Origin of the sequence: Alkalihalobacillus pseudalcaliphilus (genome assembly GCF_028610675.1) — a bacterium.
GTDB classification, from domain to species: Bacteria; Bacillota; Bacilli; order Bacillales; family Bacillaceae_D; genus Alkalihalobacillus; species Alkalihalobacillus pseudalcaliphilus.
Window position 1 is genome coordinate 881,657 of record NZ_JAQQWS010000001.1, and the last position, 25,306, is coordinate 906,962.

Here is a 25,306-nt window from a genome sequence, read left to right on the forward strand (position 1 = left end):
AACCATAAAAAAACTAACCATAAAGGTCATAGACCTATGGTTAGTTATTTGGCTAAATGAAATTATTTAGCTGCTTGATATAATTCTTCTACCTTGTCCCAGTTTACTACATTCCAGAATGCACCGATGTAGTCAGGACGACGATTTTGATAATTTAAGTAGTAAGCATGCTCCCAAACGTCTAAGCCAAGAACAGGAGTTTTACCTTCTGTTAATGGTGAATCTTGGTTTGGCGTGCTTGTGATTTCTAGTTTGCCATCAGCAACAACTAACCAAGCCCAACCAGAACCGAAACGGTTAGCACCTGCATCTGCAAACTTTTCTTTAAATGCTTCGAAGCTACCGAAAGTAGAATTAATCGCGTCTGCTACTTCACCTTTTGGTGCTCCACCACCATTAGGAGAAAGCAGTTCCCAGAATAGCTTATGGTTAGCGTGTCCACCACCGTTGTTTCTTACAGCTGTACGAATGCTTTCAGGTACAGCGTCTAAGTTCGCTACTAAGTCCTCGATCGTCTTGCTAGCAAGATCCTCGTGTCCTTCAAGTGCTGCGTTTAACTTCGTTACGTAAGTTTGATGGTGTTTGCCATGATGAATATTCATTGTCGTTTCATCAATATGAGGCTCTAATGCGTTTGCTGCGTAAGGTAATTGCGGTAATTCGTATGCCATTCTAATCTCCTCCTTAAATGTTTAAGCATAGTTTTGAAGTCTAACTTCAAAATAGGCATCGACTTTTGAAACAAAAATGTTTATTAAGTCTACAAATATTACATTATCAAAGTTTCCGCGTTTCTGCAATCATTATGCATCAAAGTTTTTTTGATTTTACACTTTATGGTTTCATCTTTCAAATGCCCTCCATAGGAGCTATTCCCAGTCTCTCTAAATTAAAACATCCTCCACCTTATTTATTCTACAATCTGTCCTTTTAACATTCGGCGCAACTGATTGGATATAAAACAAAAAGCTACTTACCATCGATATAAATCGAGGTAAATAGCTTTTTTCGAAGCGGAGGAAGAGGGATTCGAACCCCCGCGCGGTTTAACCCGCCTGTCGGTTTTCAAGACCGATCCCTTCAGCCGGACTTGGGTATTCCTCCGTAACTTTGGTGGACCCTGTAGGACTCGAACCTACGACCGATCGGTTATGAGCCGAGTGCTCTAACCAACTGAGCTAAGGGTCCAAAGTATGTGTATGTAATTAAAGTAGCGGCGGAGGGGATCGAACCCCCGACCTCACGGGTATGAACCGTACGCTCTAGCCAGCTGAGCTACACCGCCAAATATGGCTCCACAGGTAGGACTCGAACCTACGACCGATCGGTTAACAGCCGATTGCTCTACCACTGAGCTACTGTGGAATAACGACAAGAACTATAATATCACGATAATAAAAATTTGACAATACTTTCTTTGAAATTAATTATTTCCAACTCTTTTTATAATGTATCATAAGCTTCCCCATACGACAAGTACGAGTTTTTTACCTCAATGAAGCTTATGTTTATTTACATATAATTCTCTCTTTACATATGAAATTATATGAAATAAAATGAAAATAAATGAATAAATAGGAGGTTCCAATATGAATAAAACATTTTATACGATTGATGAAATTGCCACCATGACACGCTTAACCTCTCGCACTATAAGGACCTATTTAAAAAATGGTCTTCTCAAAGGGACAAAAATTGGAGGCCAATGGCGCTTCACTGAGGAAAATCTAGAAGCTTTATTTCATAATTCGGATATAGAAGTAAAAATCGAACAAGAAAAAAATAAAATTATATCTGAATTCCTAAATCACTCCTCTATACAAGAGACTGAAATGTGCACGGTCATAGATATTCCCTGCTCAACTATTCAACACGCGACACATTGGCAAAAGAAGGTCATGCAATTATTACCAAAAGAAGGTAAATTCCAATTCTCTTATCAATACTTAGAAAATAAACAAATCATCCGAGTCATGTTCTCTGGACAAAAGGAGCTTATTCTTACTATTCAAAGTATCATTCAAGACGCGGAGGATCAAACATGTTAGAAATCCTTTATCAAGAAGTAGAGATTCGTCTTGCAAAAATCAATTTTTCACAATTATGGTCCAATTTCCATCAATACCCTTTTGCTCTTTATAATGAGGACCAAGTCTACTATAACGGTCAATATTATAAGAAAGACCAACGTTTTTTAGCGAATACTGTCATAGAATTTGAGAATCACTTAGTTGCAATATGGGACGTTTCTGTCGGTTTAAATGAGGATTACGATGTTTTAGCCTCTAATTTAGTTCACGAAATGTTTCATGCATTTCAAAAAGAACGAGATGAAAAGCGTTATGCCAACGAGTTATTGCTGTTACAATACCCAGCAAGTGAGGAAAATCTTAGGATGAAAGCGATCGAAAATATAGAGCTAGTCTCCGTATTAGAGGGTAAAAAAGAGAGTCTTTCTACGTTCTTTGGATTACGTCAAAAACGAAGAAGCGTTATTGGTGAATTTTTAGATGAGGAAATAAAAACAGAACTGATTGAGGGCGGTGCTGAATTTGTTGGTACACTAGCCTTACAACAACTTGACGAGCAGAAATTTAGAGCGAGAATGAAAGATTATAAAACTAAGATTACCCGTTATGACCAAGATTTTTTTCACGTTCGAAAGTTAGCTTATTATACCGGGACCCTACTTTTCATGGCAATGAACCAACTTCATATGACGTATAATCAAAATTTGCATATCAACGAGAATATCTTATCTCGATTTGAAGATGCACCGCAAAGCCTTAATCAAGTCGCTATACGAAATGAATCAGCTTTCCAACATGCTTTTGATAAGCATACCAAAGAAAGAAAACAGCTTTTCCAAACGTTTTGGAACAAAAAAAGCTCACTCATCCAACTGAGCGGTCACATCATCGGATTTGACCCGATGAATTCTTTTTACCAAGATGGCATTATGCTTTGTCGACACTTCATTATCCTTGAAATCGAACAAGAAAGAAAACTCATCCATCAACCCGTCATCCTCCAATTGGCTGCTAATAGCTTGAAAAAAATTAACGGTTACTATCGGATTTGTGACTAAAAAGCGAATCCCAGCTCTACACCTTCCAAACCGTAACAATGCTTGGTATGATGAATAAGGTCTACTTGATTACTTTTAAAGTGAAATAAAAGAAAGGAGCAGCATGTGAATTTTTTTAAGTTTTTCTATAAATGTTTATACAACTTTAAAGCGTTAGCATATTCGCGGTTACAGCCAATTACGAAATCGCTTTTTCATGTAACCGTCATGACCTTTATTGCTTTCTTACCATTTATCATTGTTTCTAGCGTTACCTTACAAAATCAATTAAATCAGATTGAAGCACTTGTCGAATCGGAACTCCCAGACTTCTCCATTACCTCACATCAATTAGTGAGTGAAATAAGCGAACCCTTTGTTCAGCATTCAGGTACAACAGGTTATTTCATCGTTGACCCACAAAACGAATTAGATGAGCAGACTATATTAGAATATGGGAATGGCGTTGCTTTATTACAAAACGGTTTAATCACCTTTTCAGATGGTCAAAGTCAAGAGATTTCCTATACGTTACTAGGCGTTGATCAAATGTCACGGGATCAAATTCTCGAGCACTTAGCCGATTTATCTGGTTTTATGCCCATCATGCTTACACTTATCAGCTTTTTTAATTATGCAAGCTTGTTAGGTACTACATTTCTAGGTATTACTCTTCTAGGGTTAGTTGGCCTTCTCATGAAAGGTAAACGAAAACAATTACAATATAAGCATCTCTGGGTGATGAGTGCTTATTCAATTACATTACCTGTTATTCTTTTCGGTTGGATGGAAGTGCTTGTAGAAGTCCCTGCACTACTTTTAATCATCGCTTGTATAGGTATGTTATATGGTGCCGTTCGTCAAGTTCCAATCCCAAAACCACGACCAACCCGCCCTAATAAACAACCCCATTAACAAAGAAAAAACCTCAAGTAACTCATAGTTACCGAGGTTTCTTTCGTTATTCAGCTTTTTCCTCTTCATCAAGCTCTTTAATAAGGATTCTCGTTCCATCAACAGATACGACCTTCACATCAATCCCTGATTGAATCCATTGACTTCCACTTGTCGCACTATACCCTTCACCATCAATCTCAACTGTACCAGTCGGGCGAAAAGGACTGAGTGTTTTCCCTCGTTTTCCTACAAGCTCTTTATACCCTTCGTTAATGGAATTATAGCCCATTTCACTCGATAACTTATCTTTTAACGTCATCTTAGCCCACATATTCCGAGATGGGAATACTTTCAAGAATAAAAACGAACTAAATCCACCAATTAGAAAGGCCATTGAAACTAAAAATCCATAAACTAAATCAGGAGATGGAATCGCTAAACCAGCAATCATTAAAATAATACCGATTATAGAAACGGTTCCATCCGTAAGAACCTTTCCATCAAAAATAATGAGAAGTAAACCAATAATGTATAGAAGAAGAACCCAATAACCTATATCACCGCTTAAATGGTAGGTAAAGTACGTACCCATTATGGCCGTCCCTAATATCGCAAACAAACCTTTTGCACGTACAAGTAATTCTCCAAATAAAAATAACGTCCCAAGTAAAATAACAATAAATCCAACTACAGCATGATCAAGCCATTCCATGCCACGACCTCCTTTTTCTATATGTACGGAATTCATGTAAGTAAAGTTTCACTTCATATGTAAAAAATCTTTATCATCATTATAACAGCTTTACACACAAAGTTCTAAGAAGATACATTATTCTTTATTAACTCCATCACTAAATGTCATTTTGCAAGAACAAACACATCAAATTCAAAGTTCCGCTTCCAGCAAATATCATTTCATGTTTTACCTGGTGGCTATTTATCCATCAGCGGTTTTGAGGATACTCACATTAAGCCGTTGCCCCGCCACTTTTTTGGAAAATAGCTCGAAAGAAGTTTTCAAAAAAAAAAGAATCAGTGCACCGCTCAAATAGCCCAATCAAAAAAAGAGAGCGACATTTAAGAACCAAGTGTTTTTGACCGTTTGCCTTAGAGTCAAATATTAAGGAACGTCAGCTCTAATCTTTTCGCAAAAAAAGAATGCAAAAGATAAATCCTTTGCATTCTGCTTCAGCTTGTTCCTAGTTACTAGAACTAAACCAATCTCTAATACTGTCAATCACACTGCTCACAAAACCCAAAAATTTCTCAATAAAATTTTGCGTACTTTCTTGGTTCAAAAACTCACCAAGATTGTCTCTTACCTTTGAAATTTGATCCTGCACTTGATCCCAATTTATATTCAAATCCTTCATTCTCATAAATAACGAAACCAATCCATCTAATTCTGTATCAGACAAAGTAATCCCTAATTCCTCAGCAATCCGTCTAATTAACTCTCGCAAATCATCTTCAGATTGAACGGGGTTATCAGCAATTTCTTCTTTAATCCGATTCATCAGCTCTGTCGCTTTTTCAACACCAATTGACTCACCAAGCTCAGAAGTTTTTACAATCTCTTCATTCGCTACTTGCTTTTGTTCCTCAGGTATCACCGTATCCGTAGCGATTTCATACGCTTTAATTAATCCCGTTAATGCCCCTGTACCCGACACACTAAATGGAGCTGTTACATAGACATCAGCATCCTCTACACCAGCCGTAATTAAGGCATTAGCATACATACCCTCTGATACCCAATAGATATTATTCGTTTCTACCGTAATACCATTTCCTGCATCAGCTAATGTAATTTTCGAGGATGAAATCGTCCGCGAGCCAATCGTACTTGCATTCACATATTCCCCTAAATATTGATGTTCTTCTTCATTAGTCACATAGATAACTTCTACTTCATCTTCTTTGACGCCCATATCACTTAAAACACTTTGTTTTTGTTCAGCACTTAAATCCTGACCTAAAGTAACAATTACATCTCCTGGAACTGCGTCAGCAAATGCGAATGTAGGCCATAATAAGGCAAAAATCATTACACTTATCAGTGCCGTCTTCCATCTCTTTATCATTCCATCGACCCCTTTTTTCAAATACCAAACTCTTTTTATTTGACCCTACTACTATAGAAAACACGTTTCCAGACCAAAACAAAAGGGTCTTTATACCTATTTACAAAGATAAATCATTTGTAAAATTGTTAAACAAGATACATATTCCTACAAATTCATCATTTCCATCACATTACTACTTTCTCATTCATAAAATAATGACTTTTTTATTATCCGGAACTCTGTAGCAAAAAAGGAAATTACGACTTTGTTCTCCTTAGCTAGACAACTTATTCTTTTCATTTCTCATTTGAAGTCGATTTTTTTGGAAATATTTATGTTATAAATGTTATTCGCTTCACATATACTATAACCATGTGATCTGTCTTACAAAACCCACCTGACGGAGCACCATTCACTCCGCCACCAACAAAGATGAAGTAGTGGCTGACTTTATAAATAGTTGGCTCGTCGTTTACAACTCCATCATCATGAGAAGTCGCACGCATAAAAAGGGAGCAGTGTCCTGTTAAGTCATCTATCGGAAGATGGATGACCAACTAACTTCAAGGCACAACCTTTCCCCCCTAAGTTCACTTTTATATAAAAGGAGGACATGCTATTGAAAAAACTGTTGTTTATTATCCTAACATTTATTACCCTGACTAGCATTTATTACGATTTATCGGTAGGTACATTACCTGCTAAGTCTAACAGTTCCGTAGAAGCAGCTGAAAAAAGCGAACTGGCACATAACGCAAATGAGCCGAAAAAAGAACATGAATCACCTTCCACACTTTCCTATCAGGAAGTAATCGTCGAACCAGGATATACCGTCTTATCTATCGTTGAACATTTACATACAGGTCCCATTTCCGCATCCATCCAAGAGGTGATTTTTGACTTTCAAGAGCTTAACCCTGGTGTTAGTGCTGAAAAAATCCAAATTGGACAAACGTATTTGTTCCCGCTCTATCAAGAGTAATGAGATATTCTTATCATTGAGGTAACCTATATTTTTTACCATTTACAGTCGAATCGAATAAGAATTGATACGTGACTAAAGCTCTTGTGAGATATTTCTTGCCAAATGAATTAAGTCATTGATAAAATAAGATCGTAACTGAATCGAGCGAATGACATATTCCTCGTATAAAAGGAGCGATTGGTCTATGACCACACTAACACATCGTACAAACACACGCCCCGTCAAGGTAGGTAATTTGACGATTGGTGGAAACGATGAAATTATTATTCAAAGTATGACAACAACCAAAACACACGATGTTGAAGCAACTGTCGCTGAAATCAATCGATTAGAAGAAGCTGGTTGCCAAGTTGTTCGAGTAGCTTGTCCTGATATGAGAGCAGCAGAAGCAATTGCTGATATAAAGGCACGTATTAATATCCCTCTAGTTGTTGATATTCACTTCGATTATAAGCTAGCTTTAAAAGCGATTGAAGGTGGCGCAGATAAGATTAGAATTAATCCTGGTAACATCGGTCGTCGTGAAAAGGTTGAAGCCGTTGTAAAAGCAGCAAAAGAAAAAGGGATCCCAATTCGAATTGGCGTTAATGCCGGTTCTCTTGAAAAGAAAATTCTCGAGAAATACGGCTACCCGACCGCAGATGGAATGGTTGAAAGTGCCTTACATCACATTAAAATCTTAGAAGACTTAGACTTCCATAATATTATCGTATCAATGAAAGCCTCAGATGTTCACTTAGCTATTGAAGCCTACGAAAAAGCGGCAAAAGCGTTTGACTACCCACTACACCTTGGGATTACAGAGAGTGGAACATTATTTGCTGGAACCGTCAAAAGTGCAGCAGGTTTAGGTGCTATTTTAAACATGGGGATTGGTAATACAATGCGTATTTCACTAAGTGCCGATCCTGTGGAAGAAGTAAAAGTTGCACGTGAGCTTCTCAAAACATTCGGATTAGCGTCGAACGCGGCAACTCTAATCTCCTGTCCGACATGCGGGAGAATTGAGATTGATTTAATTAGTATCGCCAATGAAGTGGAGGAATACATTTCGACCATTAAAGCACCACTTAAAGTAGCTGTATTAGGTTGTGCGGTGAATGGGCCTGGAGAGGCTCGTGAAGCTGACATCGGTATTGCAGGTGCGAGAGGTGAAGGCCTTTTATTCATGAAAGGTAAAACAGTTCGTAAAGTACCGGAAGAAACCATGGTCGAAGAACTAAAAATAGAAATTGATAAGCTTGCAGAAGAACATTATGCCAAGCAACGTGAATTAGAAAAAGCATAAGCCTATGGGCCTATGCTTTTTCTTTTGGATCATAAAACTCAATTGCTCCTCTAATGTTTAACTGTTTAGAAAAATGGGGAGAAAAATAAACTTAAAACAATCGAAACGGCACCTATCCCAATTGCCCAATTACCAAGTGCCTTTGCTCCATAATGTCGAGCCACAAAACCAAGCACAATACCAGCTGCTCCAAGCAATACTGGCAAGAAGAACAGTGATAAGAAGGACAGAACAAATGCAAATGTACCCATCCCTCTTCCTCCAACAGGTGTATCAGGCGTTTCATCATATTCGACGTTTTGACGACTATCACGAGCAACATATTCATTTTCATCAAATGGACGGCCACCTGGCGACATACCATTTAATGCAGCATACTCCGCTGCAGTCTCCTCGTTATAATCTCTACCATCCCGACGATTTTGATTTATTTCACTATTCTGATACTCACTTGACTCTTCTTCATTTTCAATTGACCTAGTGTCACGACGTCCACCTGCGTCTGTGTTCAAAAAAGTTAACGATGGATCGTTTTCATCTACGAGTCGTACCGGATCGGTTGGATATTCTTTTTTTTCATCCATCAAAATCCCTCACTTTCTTCATAATAGAGGAGCTTTCTTAGTATGACGCAGAATTAATTATTTATCGCAGACAATCTTTGCATACTTAGGAAAAGCTAGACCTATTAGCAAAAATCATGTATGGTATGAAGAGAAAACTTAATGAAGCATTTGCCCCTTCTCTTTAACAGTAGAAAGAACTTGCCTCAAACAGTTTTGTTGAGATTTTTTACGATTTGGCTTTTAGGAGTTCATTCATACATGAGATTAGGAATGCTTTAAAATACAAGTGGAGTGATAAACCATGAGAGAAAAAAAACGCTTTGGCTTAGATATTGATGGAACAGTAACTGATCCCGCTACTTTTATTCCTTATTTAAACCGAGATTTTAATAAAACATTACATTTAGATGATTTAACTGAATATGACTTAACTTCTGTCCTTAACATTACTACGAATGAGTTTTGGGATTGGATGGAACTAAACGAGCAGAATATTTACCTTGAGGCAAAAATGGCTGCTGATGCTGAAGAAACGATACATGAATGGTCCCAAAATCATACCCTTATTTACATTACCGCTCGGAGAAATCATTTGTTTGATGCGACAAAACAATGGTTTTCAAATAGTAAACTACCTTATGATGAGATTGAAATGGTTGGAAAACATGATAAGATTGAGGCTGTTCGCAAGCACAACATTGATATCTTTTTTGAGGATAAACATGACAATGCAGTGGCAATAGCTGAAGAGTTTGACATCCCAGTCATTTTATTAGATACACCTTACAATAGACTGGCCGCACCAAAAAATGTGATTCGAACGTATAATTGGCAGGAAGCCAAGGCTTGGGTAAATGATTGGTTACGCGAAACCAGTAAAGTTTAAGACAAAAAAACCGCTTAGCTAAGCGGTTTTTTTTATAAAAATTGACTAAAGCTCATTTGCGGAGCGTTAATCCCACTACCGATAATCATGCTCCGAGACAATCACTTGGCGCTGAGCTAATCCACTACACCACTGCTTCTCAACTCTTACACTATTTCCCACGGGAGTCTCCACCATGACTTGCCCGCTAGCTATGTGCTCCTCTTAAGAACATATAATGAGCAAAGTCCATTCTACTTTCATCATTGACACTGGCCACATTTTCCATATATTTCGAATTTATGTCCAGTTACCTCAAAATCTGAAAACTGCACTTGCGATTCAATTTGTAAACCTTCCATAGGACACGTTTGGATATGGGCCGTTTTGCCACAATCTAGACAGATTAAATGATGGTGATGGTGATCGGTAGAGCAGCGAAAACGAAACCTCTTCTCCCCTTCAAGTTCAGTTGTTTCTAAAATATCTAAATCCGTAAACAATGATAAATTTCGATAAATCGTATCAAAGCTCAAACCAGGGTATTCATCGTTCATTGCTTCTAATACCTCTTTTGCCGAGATGTATCTTTTTTCATCCGAGAAAAGCTTTAACATTTCTTCACGTTTGCCCGTATGCTTATAACCACTTTCCTTTAATCGAATCATTGCTTCTTTGATGTCCATTTCAAATTCCTCCCGTGCGATATGGATGTATCATTAGACTTTTACCTTACTCCATTTCTTCGTTGTGAAAAGAACTGCAAATAATATCAACAAAGCCGCCACCACAATAGTCCCTCCTGGTGCAAGCTGAAAATGATAAGAAAAATAGATACCTGCTAAAACAGCTATCATACTAAATGCGACACTGAAAAATAACAGATGTTTGAAGCTTCTAGAAAGCTGGATACTGGCTGCCACTGGTATAACCATAAGAGCCCCAACAAGTAAGATACCTACAACCTTCATCGATAAAGATATAACTAAGGCCACTAAAAAAGAGAAAACAAAATTGCTAAGCTTCACAGATACCCCGGAAACTTTGGCATGCTCTATATCAAAAGCGATCGAAATGAATTCTTTATAAAAAACGATGACAATTATAATAATGATAAGTGCCGCAATCATAATAAATTGTAAATCCTCTACCGTTACACTAACAATACTTCCAAATAAATAAGCGTACCATTCTTGTGTACTACTGTTAGAAATACTAATAAATACCGCACTTAAACCAATACCTGCAGACAAAATAATAGGAATGGCTAGTTCTTGAAAATGCGGATACACTTGTCTTAACTTTTCGATTAAAAGTGAACCAATTAAGGCAAATGCAACACCCATGTATAAAGGATTAACCTCAAGGTTCCAAATAGACAAGCTACTTAGCAACACCCCTGCTGAGATTCCTGTTAATGTAATATGAGATAGTGATTCTGAAATGATCGAAACTCGCCTCACTAGTAAAAACGAACCAATTATCGGTGCGATTAAGGCAATTATAATTCCAGCTAACACACCTCTTTCAATAAAATTCAATTCATTTAACCATTCCATTTTAATAACTCCTAGTTTTTTGATCATAACAATATATTCTTAATTTGCCTAGTTTTTTGTATGAAAGTAAGTGCGAACATGGTGCGTTGCTCGCCGCTACCGAAAAATATGCTCCGCGTCCTGCGGGGTGGCGCTGAGCTAACTGGCACACGCCAGTGGATCTCAGCCCGCCACTACGTCCCGCGGGAGTCTCCTCATATTTTCGTCCGCTGTGTCACTGTTCATTCTCAAGTTCAACATCATTCTTACAACAAATATGAAAAAGAACAAGAACAAAGTGAATGAAAAACCACCAATTAAAGGATACATCTTTATGCTCCCAGACATTCTCTTGGCCTGTGCTAATCGATGTGTTCTTTTTTGGAGGATACACCGGAAATAGCTTTGATGCTAGCGTCTTTGAATAAAGTTCGATTCTTCTCCTTGTCGTCCTGTGCAGACTCCTACTAACTTGTTAACCAGCTCGTCCGATAAAGCGATGTACAACTTTTCCATGTTTAATTTTTTCAAATGATACAGCACCTATAAAGATGATTACAGCTATTAGTACAATTGTTCCACCAGGAGCTATATCTAGCTGAAAAGCCGCCATAAGGCCACTTAACACTGATATTTGTGAGAATAGGACTGAATAGATAAACATTTGCTTAAAACCACGAGCAAAACGAATCGCTGCTGCAACGGGAAGAGTCATTAATGATGATACAAGTAAAATCCCTACCACACGCATAGATGCCGCTATTACTAAGGCGACCATTACGATAAAAAGAATATGAAAAAAACGTCTATTTAAGCCACTTACGGTAGCTTGTTCCTCATCAAAACTTAGAAAAAAGAACTCTTTATAAAACACAACTAAAACAAAGCTAACTACTAGAGTAATGAATAAAATCGTCCAAACATCAGAACGGCTTACGGCCATCACACTACCAAACAGATAATTAAATAAATCATTATTGAAACCATCAGCTAACGAAATAAATAAAACACCAAGACCTATTCCACCTGATAAAATAATGGGAATGGCGACTTCCTGATAATGTCGGAAGGAATTTCTTAATCGCTCTATTAACAATGCTCCTCCTACAGAAAACACCATCCCTATATACAAAGGATTAAGCATTGAAAAAAAAGGAATAGATTTCCCTAACAACAAGCTAAATGCAATTCCTGATAAGGTAATATGAGATAAAGCATCCGCTATCAGTGATAAGCGTCTGACAACCAAAAACACACCAAGAATCGGTGCTAAGAAACCAACCATGATGCCAACCCATAGTGCATTTTGTAAAAAATCATATCGTAAAAAAGCTTCAATCATACCTTAATGCCCTCCGTGATTATGTGTAATCAAGTGGACATCATGTCCATACATTTTCGAAAGGTCTGGATCCGCCATAAATTCATCAGAATGACCATGGAAGTGCAAGGTCTTATTTAAACACGCTACATCTGTCACATAATCCGTCATTGCACCAATGTCATGCGTAACAAGTAGCAAGGTAATTTCTTTAACTTTATTCAATTTTTTCAACATCGAATAAAATTGCTGCACACTTTGTGTATCTACCCCGACAGTAGGCTCATCCAAAATTAATAACTCAGGCTCACTTACAAGCGCACGAGCAATAAAGACACGTTGTTGCTGACCACCTGAAAGCTGCCCGATATTTTTATACATATAATCTTCCATGCCTACACTTTTAATCGCTTCAATTACTTTTTCCTTATGCTTTTTATTAAAGAAACGAAACAGGCCAATTTTACCAAATAGCCCCATCGAAACAACCTCAAAAACGGTTGCTGGAAAACCACTATTAAAACTATTTGCTTTTTGTGACACGAATCCAATTTTATCCCACTCATGAAATTTGACTAAATCTTTCCCAAACAAACGAATAGTGCCAACATCTGTTTTTAATAATCCTAATACTAATTTAATTAAAGTTGACTTCCCTGAACCATTTGGGCCAACCAAACCCAAGAAAGAACCTTTTTCAACTTTAATAGATATATTTTCAAGAACATTTTGATGACCATACCGAAAGGTCAATCCATCCACTTCAATCGGAGCAATATGTTCTTCTAGTAACTGTGACATAAGTCAGCCTCCAAATTCTTCTCTTCATTTAAGAATCATTACGATTTATAAGCTGAATCTATTATAAAGCATATCTCATGTAATTCCAATGTTTTTTTCCCACCGTATTTCTAGCTACCCACAAACAACCAGCTAACTTCAAGGCACAAACTATCGATCCTAAGTACACTTTCACACAAAGAAAAAGCCACAACAAGGTTCCCCCTCATCGTGACTGACCATAAACATTTATTAATCTTTAAAAACGATTTGTTCAAATTGGTTAGCATTATCTTGAATTTCTACAGCATAGACACTCTCCGCATGACCGTTTTCCTCAATGTAAGCTTCTAAACCATACATCCCTCGATGGTAAGCTGTTAAAGCATGATCCCAATCGTCATATCTGTCAATAAGAAAACTTAAATATTCAATTGATAGCTGAATGGAATAAAGCGGATCAAACAGTAGTTCATCTTGATATTCAAGTCCAGCCATATCCGCAATCCACGGTGCCGTATTTTTCATAAATTGAGCCATTCCATAAGCATGACCGTATTTTGTTTCAGGACCAACCAGCGAAGGGTCAAACGTATTTCCAGTTTCCGTTCTGAGAAGTTCATAAACAATATATGGGTCAATATTCTTTTTCTGAGCTAATTCACCTAGAAAAAGGCCCCACTCTTTTTGAAACAAGCCATTACTATCTTTATATAGCTGTTCCGCTAATTGCTTAGATTGCACCCACGATGCATAATTAAGCACGATTTCGGAATCAATAGGTTTCGTTTCAAAATAACTTTTCATTTCCGCCATTTCGCGCTCAATTTTAAGTTCTTCATTTCTCTCTTCTGCTACCACCAATTTATTTTGAAGCTGTTTATTTTGCACAGCAAAAATTCCAACTAATAGGCACACTAGCACACTGCCACTAATCCATATGAGCTTTTTCATTTTATCCCTCCGTTAAGAGAACATTAATATAGCTGTTACAGCTTAACGAATATAGCGCTTTTCTACAACCTTAATATGAAAGGTTATTGATCCAACCTCGCTAAAAAAAGCTTTATATAACTTTCTATTCAAGTTCATTCTTGAAATTACTCTTATTTACTCTTGTATACTCCATAATTACCTTATTCCACTAGAAATTTATATATTACTTGGATAAATCATACAATTTTTTAGGCGAATATACCAATTCTAGACGCTTATTCAATTAGCTTCAAATAACGGAACCGACAAAATAACCGTTGTTCCTACGTTAAACGTACTTTCAATTTTAAACGTGCCACCATGGTCTTCAATCATCTTTTTACACAAAGGAATTCCAATGCCTGTGCCTTGCGCTTTTGTTGTAAAGAACGGCTTCCCTAACTGCTGAAGCACCTCTTTCGGCATCCCTTTTCCGTTATCACGAATGAAAACAACATAATGATCACGATTTATTTCTGTATTCACCTCAAATTCTCTTTTATCATTTGATTTACCAAACGCTTCTATCGAATTCCTTAACAGATTGAGCATAATCTGTTTGATGATCGATTCATTCACATTAATTTGTAGAGCCGTTTCCTTCAGGTGCATTGAAAATTCAACATTGTGTAAAAGGCATTCAGCCTTCATAATTTCAACAAGCGATTGTAAAATTTCAACGGGCGACTGTAATTTCCGCTCCATCTTTCTTCGTGATACTGATAAAAAATCTTCAATGATGGCATTCATACGATTTAATTCAGCAAGAATTGTATCATAATATTTTTGGTATTCATTGGTTAATTGAGCTAATTGAAAAAAACCTTTAATGACCGATAATGGGTTTCGCAATTCATGTGCAACACCTGCAGCAATATGGGAAACAGCTTCCATTTGGTGATGAAAGGTTAATAAGTTCTCAAATTGCTTTTGAATAGATCGATCTTCTACTAATATATATACGGCCGATAAATCTTCATTTGGTAAGGCTCTTAAATGGAGAATGGTCTCTTTATCCTCATAGTGATTGACTTCCACCCTCTTTGATTGGAGAGATTGGTTTAATAAATCATACATACGTTCCATTAAAAAAGATTGATCTGCTAAAGTGTTAAGCCGTTCATAAATGAGTTCAGATTTTGTGATATCCACAATATCTAAAAAAAGCTGGTTCCATTTCTTTACATGATAATGAGTATCAACTTTGATATAAGCAATTTCAAGTTCTTCGATATATTTCAAATCATTTGTTTGGTCCATTTCCCAAAGCTCAGCAGGAGGAAAAGGATATTGATCACTCGTTGGTTCAATCGTCATTCTTCTTGTGTCCTTAGGGACAAATTGACTATTCACCCTTTGGTTATCCATAAATGAAGCCTCTCCCTTTATCTCTACTCCAAGATTTAACTACCTACACCGTTCTTGTTTTCATTTCACTCATTTCAGATATTCGCGATAAATGGAATGATTTCCTTTTTTTATTCTTATTTTTATTTATTTGCATATACTTAATTATCTTTTTTCAACGAGGAGGCTTTTTGTACATGAATCCGATTATGCAGCAGCTCGTTAATCATAAAGTTAATTCATTAACAACTTCAGATTTACTTCAATTGGCACAGCAGCATCAAATTCCCATTACCCAACAACAGGCTGAACATGTCTTACACATTGTCCATTCAGAAAAAATAAATGTGGCGAATACAGAGCAAATCCATCGCATTTTGCATCGTTTGCAAACTGAAGTTGACCCACATGTTGCAAGTGTTGTTCAACAGCTCATGCAGCAATTTAATAAATACCTCTAGTTACCCTAAAGATATGTTAAACCACAAATCAAAAGATACCACTGTCAATGATAGACAACGGTATCTTTTAATTTGTTTATAATCCATCTGTTTTATTGGAACATCTTTTCTCGGAAGTTTTCATCAAAAGTTCCGCTACGCAACATCTCGATTTCAAATTTATATGGTGCTAGCTTGTTTTTCTTATCTTCACCTACAAAAGGTGTTTCTAAGATTTTCGGTACTTCGGTTAACTGTGGATGATGGACAATTTTATGAAGAGCTTCAAAACCGATATGACCAAAACCAATATTTTCATGTCGGTCCTTAGCCGCTCCTTGAACATTTTTACTGTCATTAATATGCAGCACTTTCAAGCGATCAATACCGATTGTTTTGTCAAATTGATTTAAGACTTGGTCAAAATCTCCTCTAACATCATACCCAGCATCATGTGTATGACAAGTATCAAAACAAACAGATAAACGATCATTTCTTTTGACCCCATCAAATATACGAGCAAGCTCTTCAAAGCTTCTCCCACATTCTGATCCTTTACCAGCCATTGTCTCTAATGCAATTTGAACAGGTCCATCCTCAGTTAATACCTCATTTAAACCCTCAATAATCTTCGCAATTCCTGCGTCCGTTCCAGCTTGCACATGTGCACCTGGGTGTAGAACAATTTGTCTGGATCCTAGTGCTTCTGTTCTTTCTATTTCAGAACGAAGAAAATTGACACCGAGCTCAAACGTTTCTGGTTTCACCGAATTACCTATATTGATAATATAAGGAGCATGGACAACAATATCCGTCATACCGTTTTCCTTCATATGTGCAAAACCGGCTTCAATATTTAACTCTTCTATCGGTTTTCTTCTTGTATTTTGAGGAGCCCCTGTATAGATCATAAAAGTATTTGCTCCATATGATAACGCTTCTTCACTTGCTCCAAGTAACATTTTTTTACCATTCATGGAAACATGTGAGCCTAACTTTAAAGTCATCGTTCCTCTCCCCTTTATCAACATTTACTTCTTTTTATTTTTGACTCTTCTTTGACGCTGTTCTTCTTTAGCTTGTTTAAATCGTGCTTTCTTTTTATAAGCAGGTTTCACCTTTTTAGGCTTGGCTTTTGCTTTACCGCCCGTATTTGCTACGTCTTGCTTTCTTTTTGGTTCAGTCTTTGTTTTTTCCGGTTGTCGTTTGTTCACTCGTTTACCCGGCATACCAATCGGTGGTTTATCTAATTGCTTCCAATCGCCATTTTTAAAATCATAATAAGTGAAGGTAATGCCTTTTTGAATTAATTTTTCTACTTTTTGTTGGTCAGATAAATCATAAATGGTATAAGCAATACCGTCTGCACCAGCTCGTCCAGTTCTGCCGACACGATGGATATAAAAATCTAAATCATTCGGTAATGAATAATTGATAATATGACTAACACCCTTTATATCAATACCCCTAGCTGCTAAATCTGTAGCCACTAAAAATTGAAACTTAAGCTCGATTACTTGGCGCATGACTTGTTTGCGCTCTCTTGGCTTTAAGCCGCCATGTAAACAACCAACATTGAGGCCCTTAGAGATAAGAGCCTTGGTTACCTCATCCGCTTCCTCCTTTGTACTTGCAAAAATAATCGCAAAATATGGATTCAGAGAAGAGGCTAAATCTGCGACAAAATCTAATTTATCGCGGTGTCTTAAAGCTACAAGACGATGCTCAATTGTAGATGCTGTCACATGTTTTGGTTCAACCTGCACATGTTTAGGATTATCCATATATTTATTTAAAAATGGTTTTAACTTCTCAGGAATTGTAGCTGAAAAAACAAGCATTTGTAATTCTGGAGCCATTCTCGCCGCGACATAATCGACATCTTCAATAAAGCCCATGTCTAACATTTGATCGGCTTCATCAACAATTAATGTTGTAGCTGTATACACTTGAAGTGCTTGTTCATTTACAAGATCACGAATCCGACCCGGTGTCCCCACAACAATATGAGGAGCTTGCTTTAAAGATTCAATCGCACGAAGCTTATCAGTCCCTCCAACAAGTAATTTGGCTTTTACCGCGTTCTCCTCCGGGGCATGTTCAATCAATTTTTTTACTTCTTCAAATAATTGACTCGCTAACTCTCTAGTTGGTGCTGTAAGGATGACTTGTAATTCATCCTTTGATTCATCAATCATATCAAGAATCGGTAGTAGAAAAGCAAATGTTTTTCCAGTTCCCGTTTGTGACTGTCCCATTACATCACGTTTATTTCTAATCGCAGGAATTAAGCGCTCCTGAATTTCTGTTGGCATTGTAATTCTTTGCTCATTTAAAGCGTCCATTAAATAAGGCTTTAAATCGAACCTTTTAAAATTATTCATACTCATTATTTTTCCTACTTTCATCCGTTTGGCTTTGCAATAGATTATTTTATCATAATTATAACCTAAAAAGCGAATAAAGTTCTTGGATTCGGTACATTTACCTTCTATTTCTGGATAAGCACCTATCTAAAGTAGATTACATACTAATAATAATAGAATTACTCGCATAAACTAATGAGGTGAATAAATTTATGGACAGATTTTTCGGCCCGCCGTTAACCTCTATGCCCTTACAAGGAGCATTCCCAATGTCTCCATTTATGCAAATGCCGATGCAAGCTCCCATGATGCTCCCAAATGCAATGGGTGGTGCACCGTTTATGGGTGGGTCTGCACCTTATGGCTTAGCTGCAGCGACTCAAGGTGCAGCCCGGCAAGGTGGATTGCTCTCCCGCTTATTTGGGGGACTTGGTGGAGGTAATGTTGGCACATCAGGGTTAACGAAAGCGGCAGGTAGCTCCCTGAAATTCTCGACGATAATAGATAACTCTCAACGAATTTTAGGTTTGACCCAACAAGTAATGCCCATGGTCCGACAATACGGACCGATAATTCGTAACTTACCAACTATGTGGCGCATCATGCGTTCAAGTGATGACGATCTAAGTCAAATGGCAAATCAATTTGACCCCAATGCCTTTAATATGGATAACAACGGAGTAAATCCCCTTTCCGAATCAGAAATTGTCCCTTCTACCATTGCAGAGCAACCGTCAGACCTAGATCCTGCCGACACAAATACGGTCAATTCTGAAGTTCTAACAGATTCCACCCATCGCTATAGTGATACAACGAAAGCTGGAATCCCGTTACCAAAGCTATATGTATAAGAATTCCAGTAATTTTTTTGTTGACACTTCTTTAGCAAAATAGTAAAATTTTTATTTTGTATTTTTTTATGTTATACTAAGAATATTACAGGAATTGGAGGAATGCCTATGTTTAAAGTCGGTGATCATGTTGTTTATCCTTATCATGGAGCAGGAACTATTGAGAACATTGAAGAAAAGAATGTTTTAGGTGAAACTCATTCGTATTTTATTCTCCATTTCCCATTAGTTGATGTGAAGCTTATGCTACCAGAAAATAGGATTGAACAATCGGGGTTACGTAAGGTTATTGATCAAGCAGAGCTTGAAGAGTTAATTGAAGCCTTACAAAATGGTCCAGATAGCCCTCCATCAACAAGCCATTTCTCTCGTGACACAGAAAATTTATTGAAATCGGGTAGTATTATCGATGCCGCTCATTTAATATCTTCTCTTTCTAAGAAACAAACCGAACGTTCTAATGGTCTTCATATTCAAGATCGTAATCACTTACAAAAAGCGAAACAAATGATTGCAAGTGAATTAGTTCTGATGAATGATATGACAGAAGAACAAGCATATGAGTTTATCGACAGTTCTTTAATTGATGAAAGCCTCTAGGAAATAGGCAAATTTTTATACAAAATTTTGAAGACACTATCTTTTGATTGTGTCTTTTTGTTTGCCTATTAATTGAACTTAGAGTCTTAGTTATATTTTTAGTCCATCTGTGATGGAAGCTTTATGTTTTGTATAACACCCCAAGCTTTGTGATTCTATTCCACCATGTTAATATTTTTTGTCATATTTCAACTAGTACACGTCCCTACATGATTAAAATACACCCAACTCCAAAACTCTGACTGAATGAATGATACCTTTCCACTTTTTAAGGGGATTCGGACGGTTTGTTTGCTCAAGGATGAGACTTATTCATTGTCACATGAACCAAACTCTATTATAATATAGGGCGAACTAGACAAATCTTGTTCTACAAAAATCAATGAACAAGAGCTCTTATTTTAGGAGGCATGTCATGAATGTATTGAAAATTTCTCCCCGTGGATATTGTTATGGGGTTGTAGATGCGATGGTGCTAGCTCGACAGGCAGCACAGAATTTAGATTTACCACGACCTATTTATATTTTAGGAATGATTGTACACAATCAGCATGTTACGGATGCTTTTGAGCAAGATGGAATCATTTCTTTAGACGGACCGAATCGACTAGAGATTATGCAACAAGTTGAGAAAGGAACCGTTATCTTTACCGCACATGGTGTTTCGCCGGAAGTTAGAAAGATAGCCCAAGAAAAAGGTTTAACTGTTGTGGATGCAACATGTCCTGATGTGACAAGAACACATGACTTAATTCGTGAAAAAACGAAAGAAGGCTACCATGTTCTTTATGTCGGCAAAAAGGGTCATCCTGAGCCAGAAGGAGCTATCGGTGTTGCTCCTGATGCCGTTCACCTTGTTGAATCCTTAGAAGATGTCGACGCACTTAACATTCAGTCTGAGAAATTAATTATTACCAATCAGACAACGATGAGTCAGTGGGATGTTTCAGACATTATGAAAAAAGCGATGAAGCGTTATCCTCACGCCCAAATTCATAATGAAATTTGCATGGCAACACAAGTTAGACAAGAAGCCGTAGCTGAGCAAGCTAAAGAGTGTGACCTTGTCATTGTCGTTGGCGATCCGAAAAGTAATAACTCCAACCGTTTAGCACAAGTTTCAGAGCAAATCGCCGGCACTCGTGCTTATCGAATTGGGGATTTAAGCGAGTTAAAGGTTGAATGGTTAGAAGGCGTTGAAACAGTCGGTGTCACTTCTGGTGCCTCTACACCTACACCGATTACGCGTGAAGTTATTAAATATTTAGAAGCCTTTGATCCTGCTAATGAGGCTACTTGGCAAAATGAATCAACCATCAAGTTAGAAAAGATTTTACCTAAAGTACGTGTTAAGAAATAAAAAAGAGAAGCTGTGCCCCTCAGGGACCCAGCTTCTTATTTTTGTGCCTTTACCTAAATTGAAATGGATCTGTCCTTTCTTTAGAGGCTATGACTTCCGTATCTACTTTTTGCTCATTCATGAATTGGTCAAATACCTTTTTAACACCTTGAATCATCACTTTTTCAACATTATGGCCTGGATCTACGATCTTTAAGCCTTCCATCATCACATCATGAGCCATATGGTAATAAACATCTCCAGTCACTATAACATCAGCACCTTTAAATAAGGCTGTCTGTAAATATTTATTTCCGTCCCCTCCAAGAACAGCCACTTTTTTAACACGACCTTGTAAGTCACCTACCACTCGTGCTCCTTCTACATCAAATACTTGCTTCACATATTCAGTAAAAGCGGCTAAAGACATCTCTTCTTTCAATACACCCATTCTGCCTAATCCGATTTCTTTCCCCTTGTTTTTAAGAGGATATAAATCAAAAGCTGGTTCTTCATAAGGATGCGAGCGATAAATCGCTTGTATGACTTTTTTTGTCAGAGATGCCGGAAGAATCGTCTCAATCTTCACTTCAGATACACGTTCTAATTCATTGATACTGCCTATGTAAGGATTTGTACCTTGTTCAGGCTTAAATGTTCCTGTTCCGTTTGTATTGAATGTACAGTGACTATATGCCCCAATATGACCTGCTCCTGCATCTGAAAGGGCATTACGTACCTGGTCAGCATGAGATTCCGGAACGAAGACAGCTACTTTTATTAGTTCGTGACTTTGTGTAGGTGCCAAAACCTCCAAATCCTTCAGTTGTAGGGCTTCTGCCATCATATCATTGACACCTCCCTCGGCGATGTCAAGGTTAGTGTGTGCAGCATAAATGGTTATGTCATGCTTGATTGCTTTTTCCACAATCCTTCCATGTGCTGTGTTAATATCAATCTTTTTTAACGGTCTAAATAACAATGGATGATGGGCAAATATAAAATCAACGTTCTCAGCTATCGCCTCATCCATGACATTCTCTAATACATCAAGGGTAACCATTACCTTTTTAATTCGTTTGTTTAATGTACCAATCATTAAGCCGTTTTTGTCACCCTCAACAGCGATCGACTTCGGAGCCCATTGTTCAAATAATTGCACAAGATGTGCGGCATGTATATATGTAGCCATCAGATTACCTCCTGTACCATTTGAATCTTTTTCTTTAACTCGGCTTTCTTTTTCTGATTATCTTCACTCTCATTTGCTTGTTCTAACCGATGTAAAATTTGTGTCCAGTGCTTTTGCTCATTGGTCCACTTTTTAATAAATGTTAAAGAAGCTTCTTTCATTAAGAATGGCCCAAGTAATAGCTTCGCATCACGATTTTCGTCATAAATAAGGTCATGTCCTTTTTCAGCCACTAGCACTTCATAGATCTTTTCGTCTTCTTCTATGATTACTTCATCGATAAGAGACCAGTGATTCGCTAATAACCAATCACGAATAAATATAGCCCCTACATTCGGTTGTAAAATCAATCTTTTTACATGCCCTAGCTTACCTTTGCCCTCTTCTAAGATTGACGTGATTAAAGCACCTCCCATTCCAGCGATTGTAATAACATCAACCTGATCAGAATCTTCAATAACAGCTAGTCCGCTTCCTTTGCGTACTTGAATTCTATTAGATAGTCCTAAGCGCTCTATTTGTTTCTTTGCACTTTGATAAGGTCCCTCATTTATCTCACCTGCAATCGCCAAAAGCGTAGTATCCCTGACTGTTAAATAGCTCGGTAAATAAGCATGATCGGAGCCTATATCGGCAACCTTTGTGCTTTTTGGGACAAATTGCGCCACTTTTAGTAAACGTTCAGATAATTTATATTCATTCATTTTCTAACCTACTCTTTCATTAAAGTCTCTTCTCATTTTACCGACTCTCCTAATTTCAAGCAAGAAAAAGCAAAAAAAAACGAGAGTTATCAACACTCTCGTTTTTTCCATTATTCGTTTAAGGTCATAATATATTGGGCAATAGCGTCCGCTTCTACTTCATTATCTGTCATAGATGGCATTGCACCTTGTCCATTTAAAATAACATCAACTACTTCATCATGTGTCAAATCTAGGTTTGTTAAATCAGGATTTGAACCAGCTCCTGATAAGTCACCACCGTGACAGCCGATACAGCTTTGTTGAGCCATTTCTTCTCCAGCAGCTACTGGATCATCAAATTCAGTTACTTCTTCTCCACCATTACCATCTTCGTCTTCTTGCATTGCATCACGTTGATTTAAACCAACGAATGAAAGCACTGTGATCAATAAGAGACCAACAATCGCAATAACCGCGAATGGAATTAAAGGTCTTCCTCTCATGTTGTCACCCTCCTTTGCCAATAAACATCATTCATAATTTTGACATCTTATGTAGATTGCCAAGAAATACCCCTCTTATTGTACTTGAAAAAAGCATTAAAGAAAAGCCATTCGTTATTATTTGCGTTTTTTGTCAATCTTTTTAAAAATAGAATATTGACAATTATTTATAGCATACCCTAATTTTCATCGAAAATACTACTAGTTGCTTTGCTCGGGCTTCCTAGCTCTTTTTTAGAGACTCATCTCCACTCCAGCTAGCATTTGCCATTCAATTGCCTTTCTATTCTGCTTAATTCTTTCGAGGTGCTTTGCTTGATTTCAAGTTTTTTTGCTTTGAATTTGCTTAACTTGCTCTGATTAAATCAGAATTTTTTGTTAAATTATTAAAAATTCTTCTAGATTAATTTGCATTAGTAAAGAATTAACAGTAAAATAAATGGAAAGAGGAACGGAATATCAAAAAAAAGACCTTCTCATAAGAGAAAGTCCTGTTTGATTATTCTAGGAAATCTTTTAAACGCTTGCTTCGGCTTGGGTGACGTAGTTTTCTCAGAGCCTTTGCTTCAATTTGGCGGATACGCTCTCTCGTTACACCAAATACTTTTCCGACTTCTTCTAACGTACGAGTACGGCCGTCATCTAATCCAAAACGAAGACGTAATACGTTTTCTTCACGGTCGGTTAGTGTATCTAATACATCTTCAAGCTGTTCCTTTAATAACTCATAAGCAGCTGCATCAGATGGAGCTAAAGCATCTTGGTCTTCAATGAAATCACCTAAATGAGAGTCATCTTCTTCTCCAATTGGTGTTTCAAGCGAAACGGGTTCTTGAGCAATTTTTAATATCTCTCGTACCTTTTCTGGTGTTAATTCCATTTCTTCAGCAACTTCTTCAGGAGTTGGTTCACGACCAAAATCTTGTAAAAGTTGACGCTGAACACGGATTAACTTATTAATTGTTTCAACCATATGAACGGGTATACGAATAGTACGGGCTTGGTCAGCAATAGCACGTGTGATGGCCTGACGAATCCACCACGTTGCATACGTACTGAATTTGAAACCTTTATCATAGTCGAATTTCTCTACAGCTTTAATTAAACCCATATTTCCCTCTTGAATGAGGTCTAGGAATAACATACCACGGCCAACATATCTTTTGGCGATGGATACAACAAGACGTAGATTTGCTTCTGCAAGACGTTTCTTCGCTTCTTCATCACCTTGCTCGATACGTTTAGCAAGCTCTATCTCTTCATCAGCAGATAATAGTGGTACACGACCAATTTCCTTCAAATACATACGAACTGGATCATTTATTTTAATTCCAGGTGGCACGCTTAAGTCATTAAGGTCAAACTCTTCATCTTCTTTAGCAACCTGTTGAATGGAAGGTCCATCTTCACCTTCATTAATAATTTCAACGCCTTGCTCTCCAAGGTATTCAAAAAATTCATCCATTTGGTCAGAATCCTGGTCAAAGCTAGCTAACTTATCTGTAATTTCTACATAATTAAGCGAACCTCTCTTTTTCCCTAGCTCCACCAATTGTTCTTTCACTTGATCGATCGACAACTCACCCTCCGCTAACGGACGTAATGGTTTATCTGCCATTCGATCCCCTCCTTCC

26 protein-coding genes and 4 tRNA genes are annotated in these 25,306 nt (G+C 37.4%); 10 read left to right on the forward strand and 20 right to left on the reverse strand.

Going from position 1 to position 25,306, the window contains the following annotated elements; genetic code table 11:
• Positions 1–62: 62 nt before the first annotated feature.
• The 5 genes from PQ479_RS04290 to PQ479_RS04310 all read right to left on the reverse strand — a co-directional run bounded on the left by PQ479_RS04290 (position 63) and on the right by PQ479_RS04310 (position 1,365).
• Positions 63–671, reverse strand: coding sequence for a superoxide dismutase (locus tag PQ479_RS04290; RefSeq protein ID WP_047988865.1), 609 nt, complete (start codon positions 669–671; stop codon positions 63–65).
• A gap of 343 nt (positions 672–1,014) precedes the next feature.
• A tRNA-Ser gene (locus PQ479_RS04295) sits at positions 1,015–1,104 on the reverse strand.
• A gap of 7 nt (positions 1,105–1,111) precedes the next feature.
• Positions 1,112–1,188 (reverse strand) — tRNA-Ile (locus PQ479_RS04300).
• Between the two features lie 23 nt (positions 1,189–1,211).
• A tRNA-Met gene (locus PQ479_RS04305) sits at positions 1,212–1,285 on the reverse strand.
• A gap of 5 nt (positions 1,286–1,290) precedes the next feature.
• Positions 1,291–1,365, reverse strand: a tRNA-Asn gene (locus PQ479_RS04310).
• A 224-nt stretch (positions 1,366–1,589) separates the two neighbouring features.
• On the opposite strand from PQ479_RS04310, the gene PQ479_RS04315 reads away from it, so the two are divergent.
• The 3 genes from PQ479_RS04315 to PQ479_RS04325 all read left to right on the forward strand — a co-directional run bounded on the left by PQ479_RS04315 (position 1,590) and on the right by PQ479_RS04325 (position 3,982).
• Positions 1,590–2,048: a helix-turn-helix domain-containing protein gene (locus PQ479_RS04315; RefSeq protein ID WP_069187720.1), complete on the forward strand. Its 459-nt coding sequence runs from the start codon at positions 1,590–1,592 to the stop codon at positions 2,046–2,048.
• On the forward strand, positions 2,042–3,088 hold the full coding sequence (locus tag PQ479_RS04320; protein ID WP_047988864.1) for a hypothetical protein: 1,047 nt from the start codon (positions 2,042–2,044) through the stop codon (positions 3,086–3,088). Before PQ479_RS04315 ends, PQ479_RS04320 begins: the two co-directional genes overlap by 7 nt.
• A 105-nt stretch (positions 3,089–3,193) precedes the next feature.
• A complete protein-coding gene (locus tag PQ479_RS04325; RefSeq protein ID WP_053070400.1) occupies positions 3,194–3,982 on the forward strand; it encodes a DUF1189 domain-containing protein in 789 nt (262 codons plus the stop codon).
• Positions 3,983–4,028: 46 nt separating this feature from the next.
• Here the strand turns inward: PQ479_RS04325 and PQ479_RS04330 are convergent, their stop codons facing one another.
• Both PQ479_RS04330 and PQ479_RS04335 read right to left on the reverse strand, forming a co-directional pair.
• Positions 4,029–4,676 carry an NfeD family protein gene (locus tag PQ479_RS04330; RefSeq protein ID WP_047988863.1) on the reverse strand — a complete coding sequence of 216 codons (648 nt, stop codon included), beginning with the start codon at positions 4,674–4,676 and terminating at the stop codon, positions 4,029–4,031.
• 487 nt (positions 4,677–5,163) lie between these two features.
• A complete protein-coding gene (locus PQ479_RS04335) occupies positions 5,164–6,048 on the reverse strand; it encodes a DUF1002 domain-containing protein (RefSeq protein ID WP_047988862.1) in 885 nt (294 codons plus the stop codon).
• Positions 6,049–6,643: 595 nt separating this feature from the next.
• On the opposite strand from PQ479_RS04335, the gene PQ479_RS04340 reads away from it, so the two are divergent.
• The gene (locus tag PQ479_RS04340; RefSeq protein ID WP_273716782.1) at positions 6,644–7,012 is read left to right on the forward strand and encodes a hypothetical protein; all 369 of its coding nucleotides are present in this window, start codon (positions 6,644–6,646) and stop codon (positions 7,010–7,012) included.
• A 187-nt stretch (positions 7,013–7,199) separates the two neighbouring features.
• Positions 7,200–8,303, forward strand: a complete 1,104-nt coding sequence (gene ispG / locus PQ479_RS04345; protein WP_047988860.1) for a flavodoxin-dependent (E)-4-hydroxy-3-methylbut-2-enyl-diphosphate synthase — start codon at positions 7,200–7,202, stop codon at positions 8,301–8,303.
• A 65-nt stretch (positions 8,304–8,368) separates the two neighbouring features.
• Here the strand turns inward: ispG and PQ479_RS04350 are convergent, their stop codons facing one another.
• Positions 8,369–8,887 (reverse strand): SLC5/6 family protein, encoded by a 519-nt coding sequence (locus PQ479_RS04350; protein ID WP_053070399.1) that lies wholly within the window; start codon positions 8,885–8,887, stop codon positions 8,369–8,371.
• Positions 8,888–9,170: 283 nt separating this feature from the next.
• Here PQ479_RS04350 and PQ479_RS04355 point away from each other — a divergent pair, with 283 nt between their 5' ends.
• The gene (locus PQ479_RS04355; protein WP_047988859.1) at positions 9,171–9,755 is read left to right on the forward strand and encodes a 5' nucleotidase, NT5C type; all 585 of its coding nucleotides are present in this window, start codon (positions 9,171–9,173) and stop codon (positions 9,753–9,755) included.
• A 242-nt stretch (positions 9,756–9,997) separates the two neighbouring features.
• On the opposite strand, the gene PQ479_RS04360 is transcribed toward PQ479_RS04355, so the two are convergent.
• From PQ479_RS04360 to PQ479_RS04385, 6 genes are all read right to left on the reverse strand, one after another.
• Positions 9,998–10,420 (reverse strand): Fur family transcriptional regulator, encoded by a 423-nt coding sequence (locus tag PQ479_RS04360; RefSeq protein WP_047988858.1) that lies wholly within the window; start codon positions 10,418–10,420, stop codon positions 9,998–10,000.
• A gap of 33 nt (positions 10,421–10,453) precedes the next feature.
• Positions 10,454–11,293 carry a metal ABC transporter permease gene (locus tag PQ479_RS04365; protein ID WP_047988857.1) on the reverse strand — a complete coding sequence of 280 codons (840 nt, stop codon included), beginning with the start codon at positions 11,291–11,293 and terminating at the stop codon, positions 10,454–10,456.
• A gap of 454 nt (positions 11,294–11,747) precedes the next feature.
• Positions 11,748–12,614 carry a metal ABC transporter permease gene (locus tag PQ479_RS04370; RefSeq protein WP_047988856.1) on the reverse strand — a complete coding sequence of 289 codons (867 nt, stop codon included), beginning with the start codon at positions 12,612–12,614 and terminating at the stop codon, positions 11,748–11,750.
• 3 nt (positions 12,615–12,617) lie between these two features.
• Positions 12,618–13,394, reverse strand: a complete 777-nt coding sequence (locus PQ479_RS04375) for a metal ABC transporter ATP-binding protein (protein WP_047988855.1) — start codon at positions 13,392–13,394, stop codon at positions 12,618–12,620.
• 231 nt (positions 13,395–13,625) lie between these two features.
• Positions 13,626–14,327: a lytic transglycosylase domain-containing protein gene (locus PQ479_RS04380; RefSeq protein ID WP_047988854.1), complete on the reverse strand. Its 702-nt coding sequence runs from the start codon at positions 14,325–14,327 to the stop codon at positions 13,626–13,628.
• Between the two features lie 261 nt (positions 14,328–14,588).
• Positions 14,589–15,716, reverse strand: a complete 1,128-nt coding sequence (locus PQ479_RS04385; protein WP_047988853.1) for a two-component system sensor histidine kinase NtrB — start codon at positions 15,714–15,716, stop codon at positions 14,589–14,591.
• Between the two features lie 176 nt (positions 15,717–15,892).
• On the opposite strand from PQ479_RS04385, the gene PQ479_RS04390 reads away from it, so the two are divergent.
• Entirely contained in the window at positions 15,893–16,156 is a 264-nt protein-coding gene (locus PQ479_RS04390; RefSeq protein WP_047988852.1) for a DUF2624 domain-containing protein, read from the forward strand.
• Positions 16,157–16,248: 92 nt separating this feature from the next.
• Here the strand turns inward: PQ479_RS04390 and PQ479_RS04395 are convergent, their stop codons facing one another.
• Together PQ479_RS04395 and PQ479_RS04400 are read right to left on the reverse strand one after the other, a co-directional pair.
• On the reverse strand, positions 16,249–17,142 hold the full coding sequence (locus PQ479_RS04395; protein ID WP_047988851.1) for a deoxyribonuclease IV: 894 nt from the start codon (positions 17,140–17,142) through the stop codon (positions 16,249–16,251).
• Between the two features lie 24 nt (positions 17,143–17,166).
• Positions 17,167–18,525, reverse strand: coding sequence for a DEAD/DEAH box helicase (locus PQ479_RS04400; RefSeq protein WP_047988850.1), 1,359 nt, complete (start codon positions 18,523–18,525; stop codon positions 17,167–17,169).
• A 245-nt stretch (positions 18,526–18,770) separates the two neighbouring features.
• On the opposite strand from PQ479_RS04400, the gene vrrA reads away from it, so the two are divergent.
• The 3 genes from vrrA (at position 18,771) to PQ479_RS04415 (ending at position 21,312) form a co-directional block, all read left to right on the forward strand.
• Entirely contained in the window at positions 18,771–19,352 is a 582-nt protein-coding gene (gene vrrA, locus PQ479_RS04405) for a VrrA/YqfQ family protein (RefSeq protein WP_047988849.1), read from the forward strand.
• A 108-nt stretch (positions 19,353–19,460) separates the two neighbouring features.
• Positions 19,461–19,952 carry a CarD family transcriptional regulator gene (locus tag PQ479_RS04410; RefSeq protein ID WP_047988848.1) on the forward strand — a complete coding sequence of 164 codons (492 nt, stop codon included), beginning with the start codon at positions 19,461–19,463 and terminating at the stop codon, positions 19,950–19,952.
• Positions 19,953–20,367: 415 nt separating this feature from the next.
• Entirely contained in the window at positions 20,368–21,312 is a 945-nt protein-coding gene (locus tag PQ479_RS04415; protein ID WP_047988847.1) for a 4-hydroxy-3-methylbut-2-enyl diphosphate reductase, read from the forward strand.
• Positions 21,313–21,361: 49 nt separating this feature from the next.
• Here PQ479_RS04415 and PQ479_RS04420 read toward each other — a convergent pair whose 3' ends face one another.
• The 4 genes from PQ479_RS04420 to rpoD all read right to left on the reverse strand — a co-directional run bounded on the left by PQ479_RS04420 (position 21,362) and on the right by rpoD (position 25,290).
• Positions 21,362–22,483 carry a Nif3-like dinuclear metal center hexameric protein gene (locus PQ479_RS04420; RefSeq protein ID WP_047988846.1) on the reverse strand — a complete coding sequence of 374 codons (1,122 nt, stop codon included), beginning with the start codon at positions 22,481–22,483 and terminating at the stop codon, positions 21,362–21,364.
• A complete protein-coding gene (locus PQ479_RS04425) occupies positions 22,483–23,187 on the reverse strand; it encodes a tRNA (adenine(22)-N(1))-methyltransferase (protein ID WP_047988845.1) in 705 nt (234 codons plus the stop codon). The genes PQ479_RS04420 and PQ479_RS04425 overlap by 1 nt, the downstream gene beginning before the upstream one ends.
• 110 nt (positions 23,188–23,297) lie before the next feature.
• Positions 23,298–23,672, reverse strand: coding sequence for a cytochrome c550 (gene cccA / locus PQ479_RS04430; protein ID WP_047988844.1), 375 nt, complete (start codon positions 23,670–23,672; stop codon positions 23,298–23,300).
• Positions 23,673–24,171: 499 nt separating this feature from the next.
• The gene (gene rpoD, locus PQ479_RS04435) at positions 24,172–25,290 is read right to left on the reverse strand and encodes an RNA polymerase sigma factor RpoD (protein WP_047988843.1); all 1,119 of its coding nucleotides are present in this window, start codon (positions 25,288–25,290) and stop codon (positions 24,172–24,174) included.
• Positions 25,291–25,306: the final 16 nt, after the last annotated feature.

Excerpts from the sequence above, each read along its gene's own strand:
- PQ479_RS04290 (WP_047988865.1), bottom strand. The coding sequence starts at position 671 with ATGGCATACGAATTACCGCAATTACCTTACGCAGCAAACGCATTAGAG.
- PQ479_RS04315 (WP_069187720.1), top strand. The coding sequence starts at position 1,590 with ATGAATAAAACATTTTATACGATTGATGAAATTGCCACCATGACACGC.
- PQ479_RS04320 (WP_047988864.1), top strand. The coding sequence starts at position 2,042 with ATGTTAGAAATCCTTTATCAAGAAGTAGAGATTCGTCTTGCAAAAATC.
- PQ479_RS04330 (WP_047988863.1), bottom strand. The coding sequence starts at position 4,676 with ATGGAATGGCTTGATCATGCTGTAGTTGGATTTATTGTTATTTTACTT.
- PQ479_RS04335 (WP_047988862.1), bottom strand. The coding sequence starts at position 6,048 with ATGATAAAGAGATGGAAGACGGCACTGATAAGTGTAATGATTTTTGCC.
- PQ479_RS04340 (WP_273716782.1), top strand. The coding sequence starts at position 6,644 with ATGCTATTGAAAAAACTGTTGTTTATTATCCTAACATTTATTACCCTG.
- ispG (WP_047988860.1), top strand. The coding sequence starts at position 7,200 with ATGACCACACTAACACATCGTACAAACACACGCCCCGTCAAGGTAGGT.
- PQ479_RS04350 (WP_053070399.1), bottom strand. The coding sequence starts at position 8,887 with ATGGATGAAAAAAAAGAATATCCAACCGATCCGGTACGACTCGTAGAT.
- PQ479_RS04355 (WP_047988859.1), top strand. The coding sequence starts at position 9,171 with ATGAGAGAAAAAAAACGCTTTGGCTTAGATATTGATGGAACAGTAACT.
- PQ479_RS04360 (WP_047988858.1), bottom strand. The coding sequence starts at position 10,420 with ATGGACATCAAAGAAGCAATGATTCGATTAAAGGAAAGTGGTTATAAG.
- PQ479_RS04365 (WP_047988857.1), bottom strand. The coding sequence starts at position 11,293 with ATGGAATGGTTAAATGAATTGAATTTTATTGAAAGAGGTGTGTTAGCT.
- PQ479_RS04370 (WP_047988856.1), bottom strand. The coding sequence starts at position 12,614 with ATGATTGAAGCTTTTTTACGATATGATTTTTTACAAAATGCACTATGG.
- PQ479_RS04375 (WP_047988855.1), bottom strand. The coding sequence starts at position 13,394 with ATGTCACAGTTACTAGAAGAACATATTGCTCCGATTGAAGTGGATGGA.
- PQ479_RS04380 (WP_047988854.1), bottom strand. The coding sequence starts at position 14,327 with ATGAAAAAGCTCATATGGATTAGTGGCAGTGTGCTAGTGTGCCTATTA.
- PQ479_RS04385 (WP_047988853.1), bottom strand. The coding sequence starts at position 15,716 with ATGGATAACCAAAGGGTGAATAGTCAATTTGTCCCTAAGGACACAAGA.
- PQ479_RS04390 (WP_047988852.1), top strand. The coding sequence starts at position 15,893 with ATGAATCCGATTATGCAGCAGCTCGTTAATCATAAAGTTAATTCATTA.
- PQ479_RS04395 (WP_047988851.1), bottom strand. The coding sequence starts at position 17,142 with ATGACTTTAAAGTTAGGCTCACATGTTTCCATGAATGGTAAAAAAATG.
- PQ479_RS04400 (WP_047988850.1), bottom strand. The coding sequence starts at position 18,525 with ATGAGTATGAATAATTTTAAAAGGTTCGATTTAAAGCCTTATTTAATG.
- vrrA (WP_047988849.1), top strand. The coding sequence starts at position 18,771 with ATGTCTCCATTTATGCAAATGCCGATGCAAGCTCCCATGATGCTCCCA.
- PQ479_RS04410 (WP_047988848.1), top strand. The coding sequence starts at position 19,461 with ATGTTTAAAGTCGGTGATCATGTTGTTTATCCTTATCATGGAGCAGGA.
- PQ479_RS04415 (WP_047988847.1), top strand. The coding sequence starts at position 20,368 with ATGAATGTATTGAAAATTTCTCCCCGTGGATATTGTTATGGGGTTGTA.
- PQ479_RS04420 (WP_047988846.1), bottom strand. The coding sequence starts at position 22,483 with ATGGCTACATATATACATGCCGCACATCTTGTGCAATTATTTGAACAA.
- PQ479_RS04425 (WP_047988845.1), bottom strand. The coding sequence starts at position 23,187 with ATGAATGAATATAAATTATCTGAACGTTTACTAAAAGTGGCGCAATTT.
- cccA (WP_047988844.1), bottom strand. The coding sequence starts at position 23,672 with ATGAGAGGAAGACCTTTAATTCCATTCGCGGTTATTGCGATTGTTGGT.
- rpoD (WP_047988843.1), bottom strand. The coding sequence starts at position 25,290 with ATGGCAGATAAACCATTACGTCCGTTAGCGGAGGGTGAGTTGTCGATC.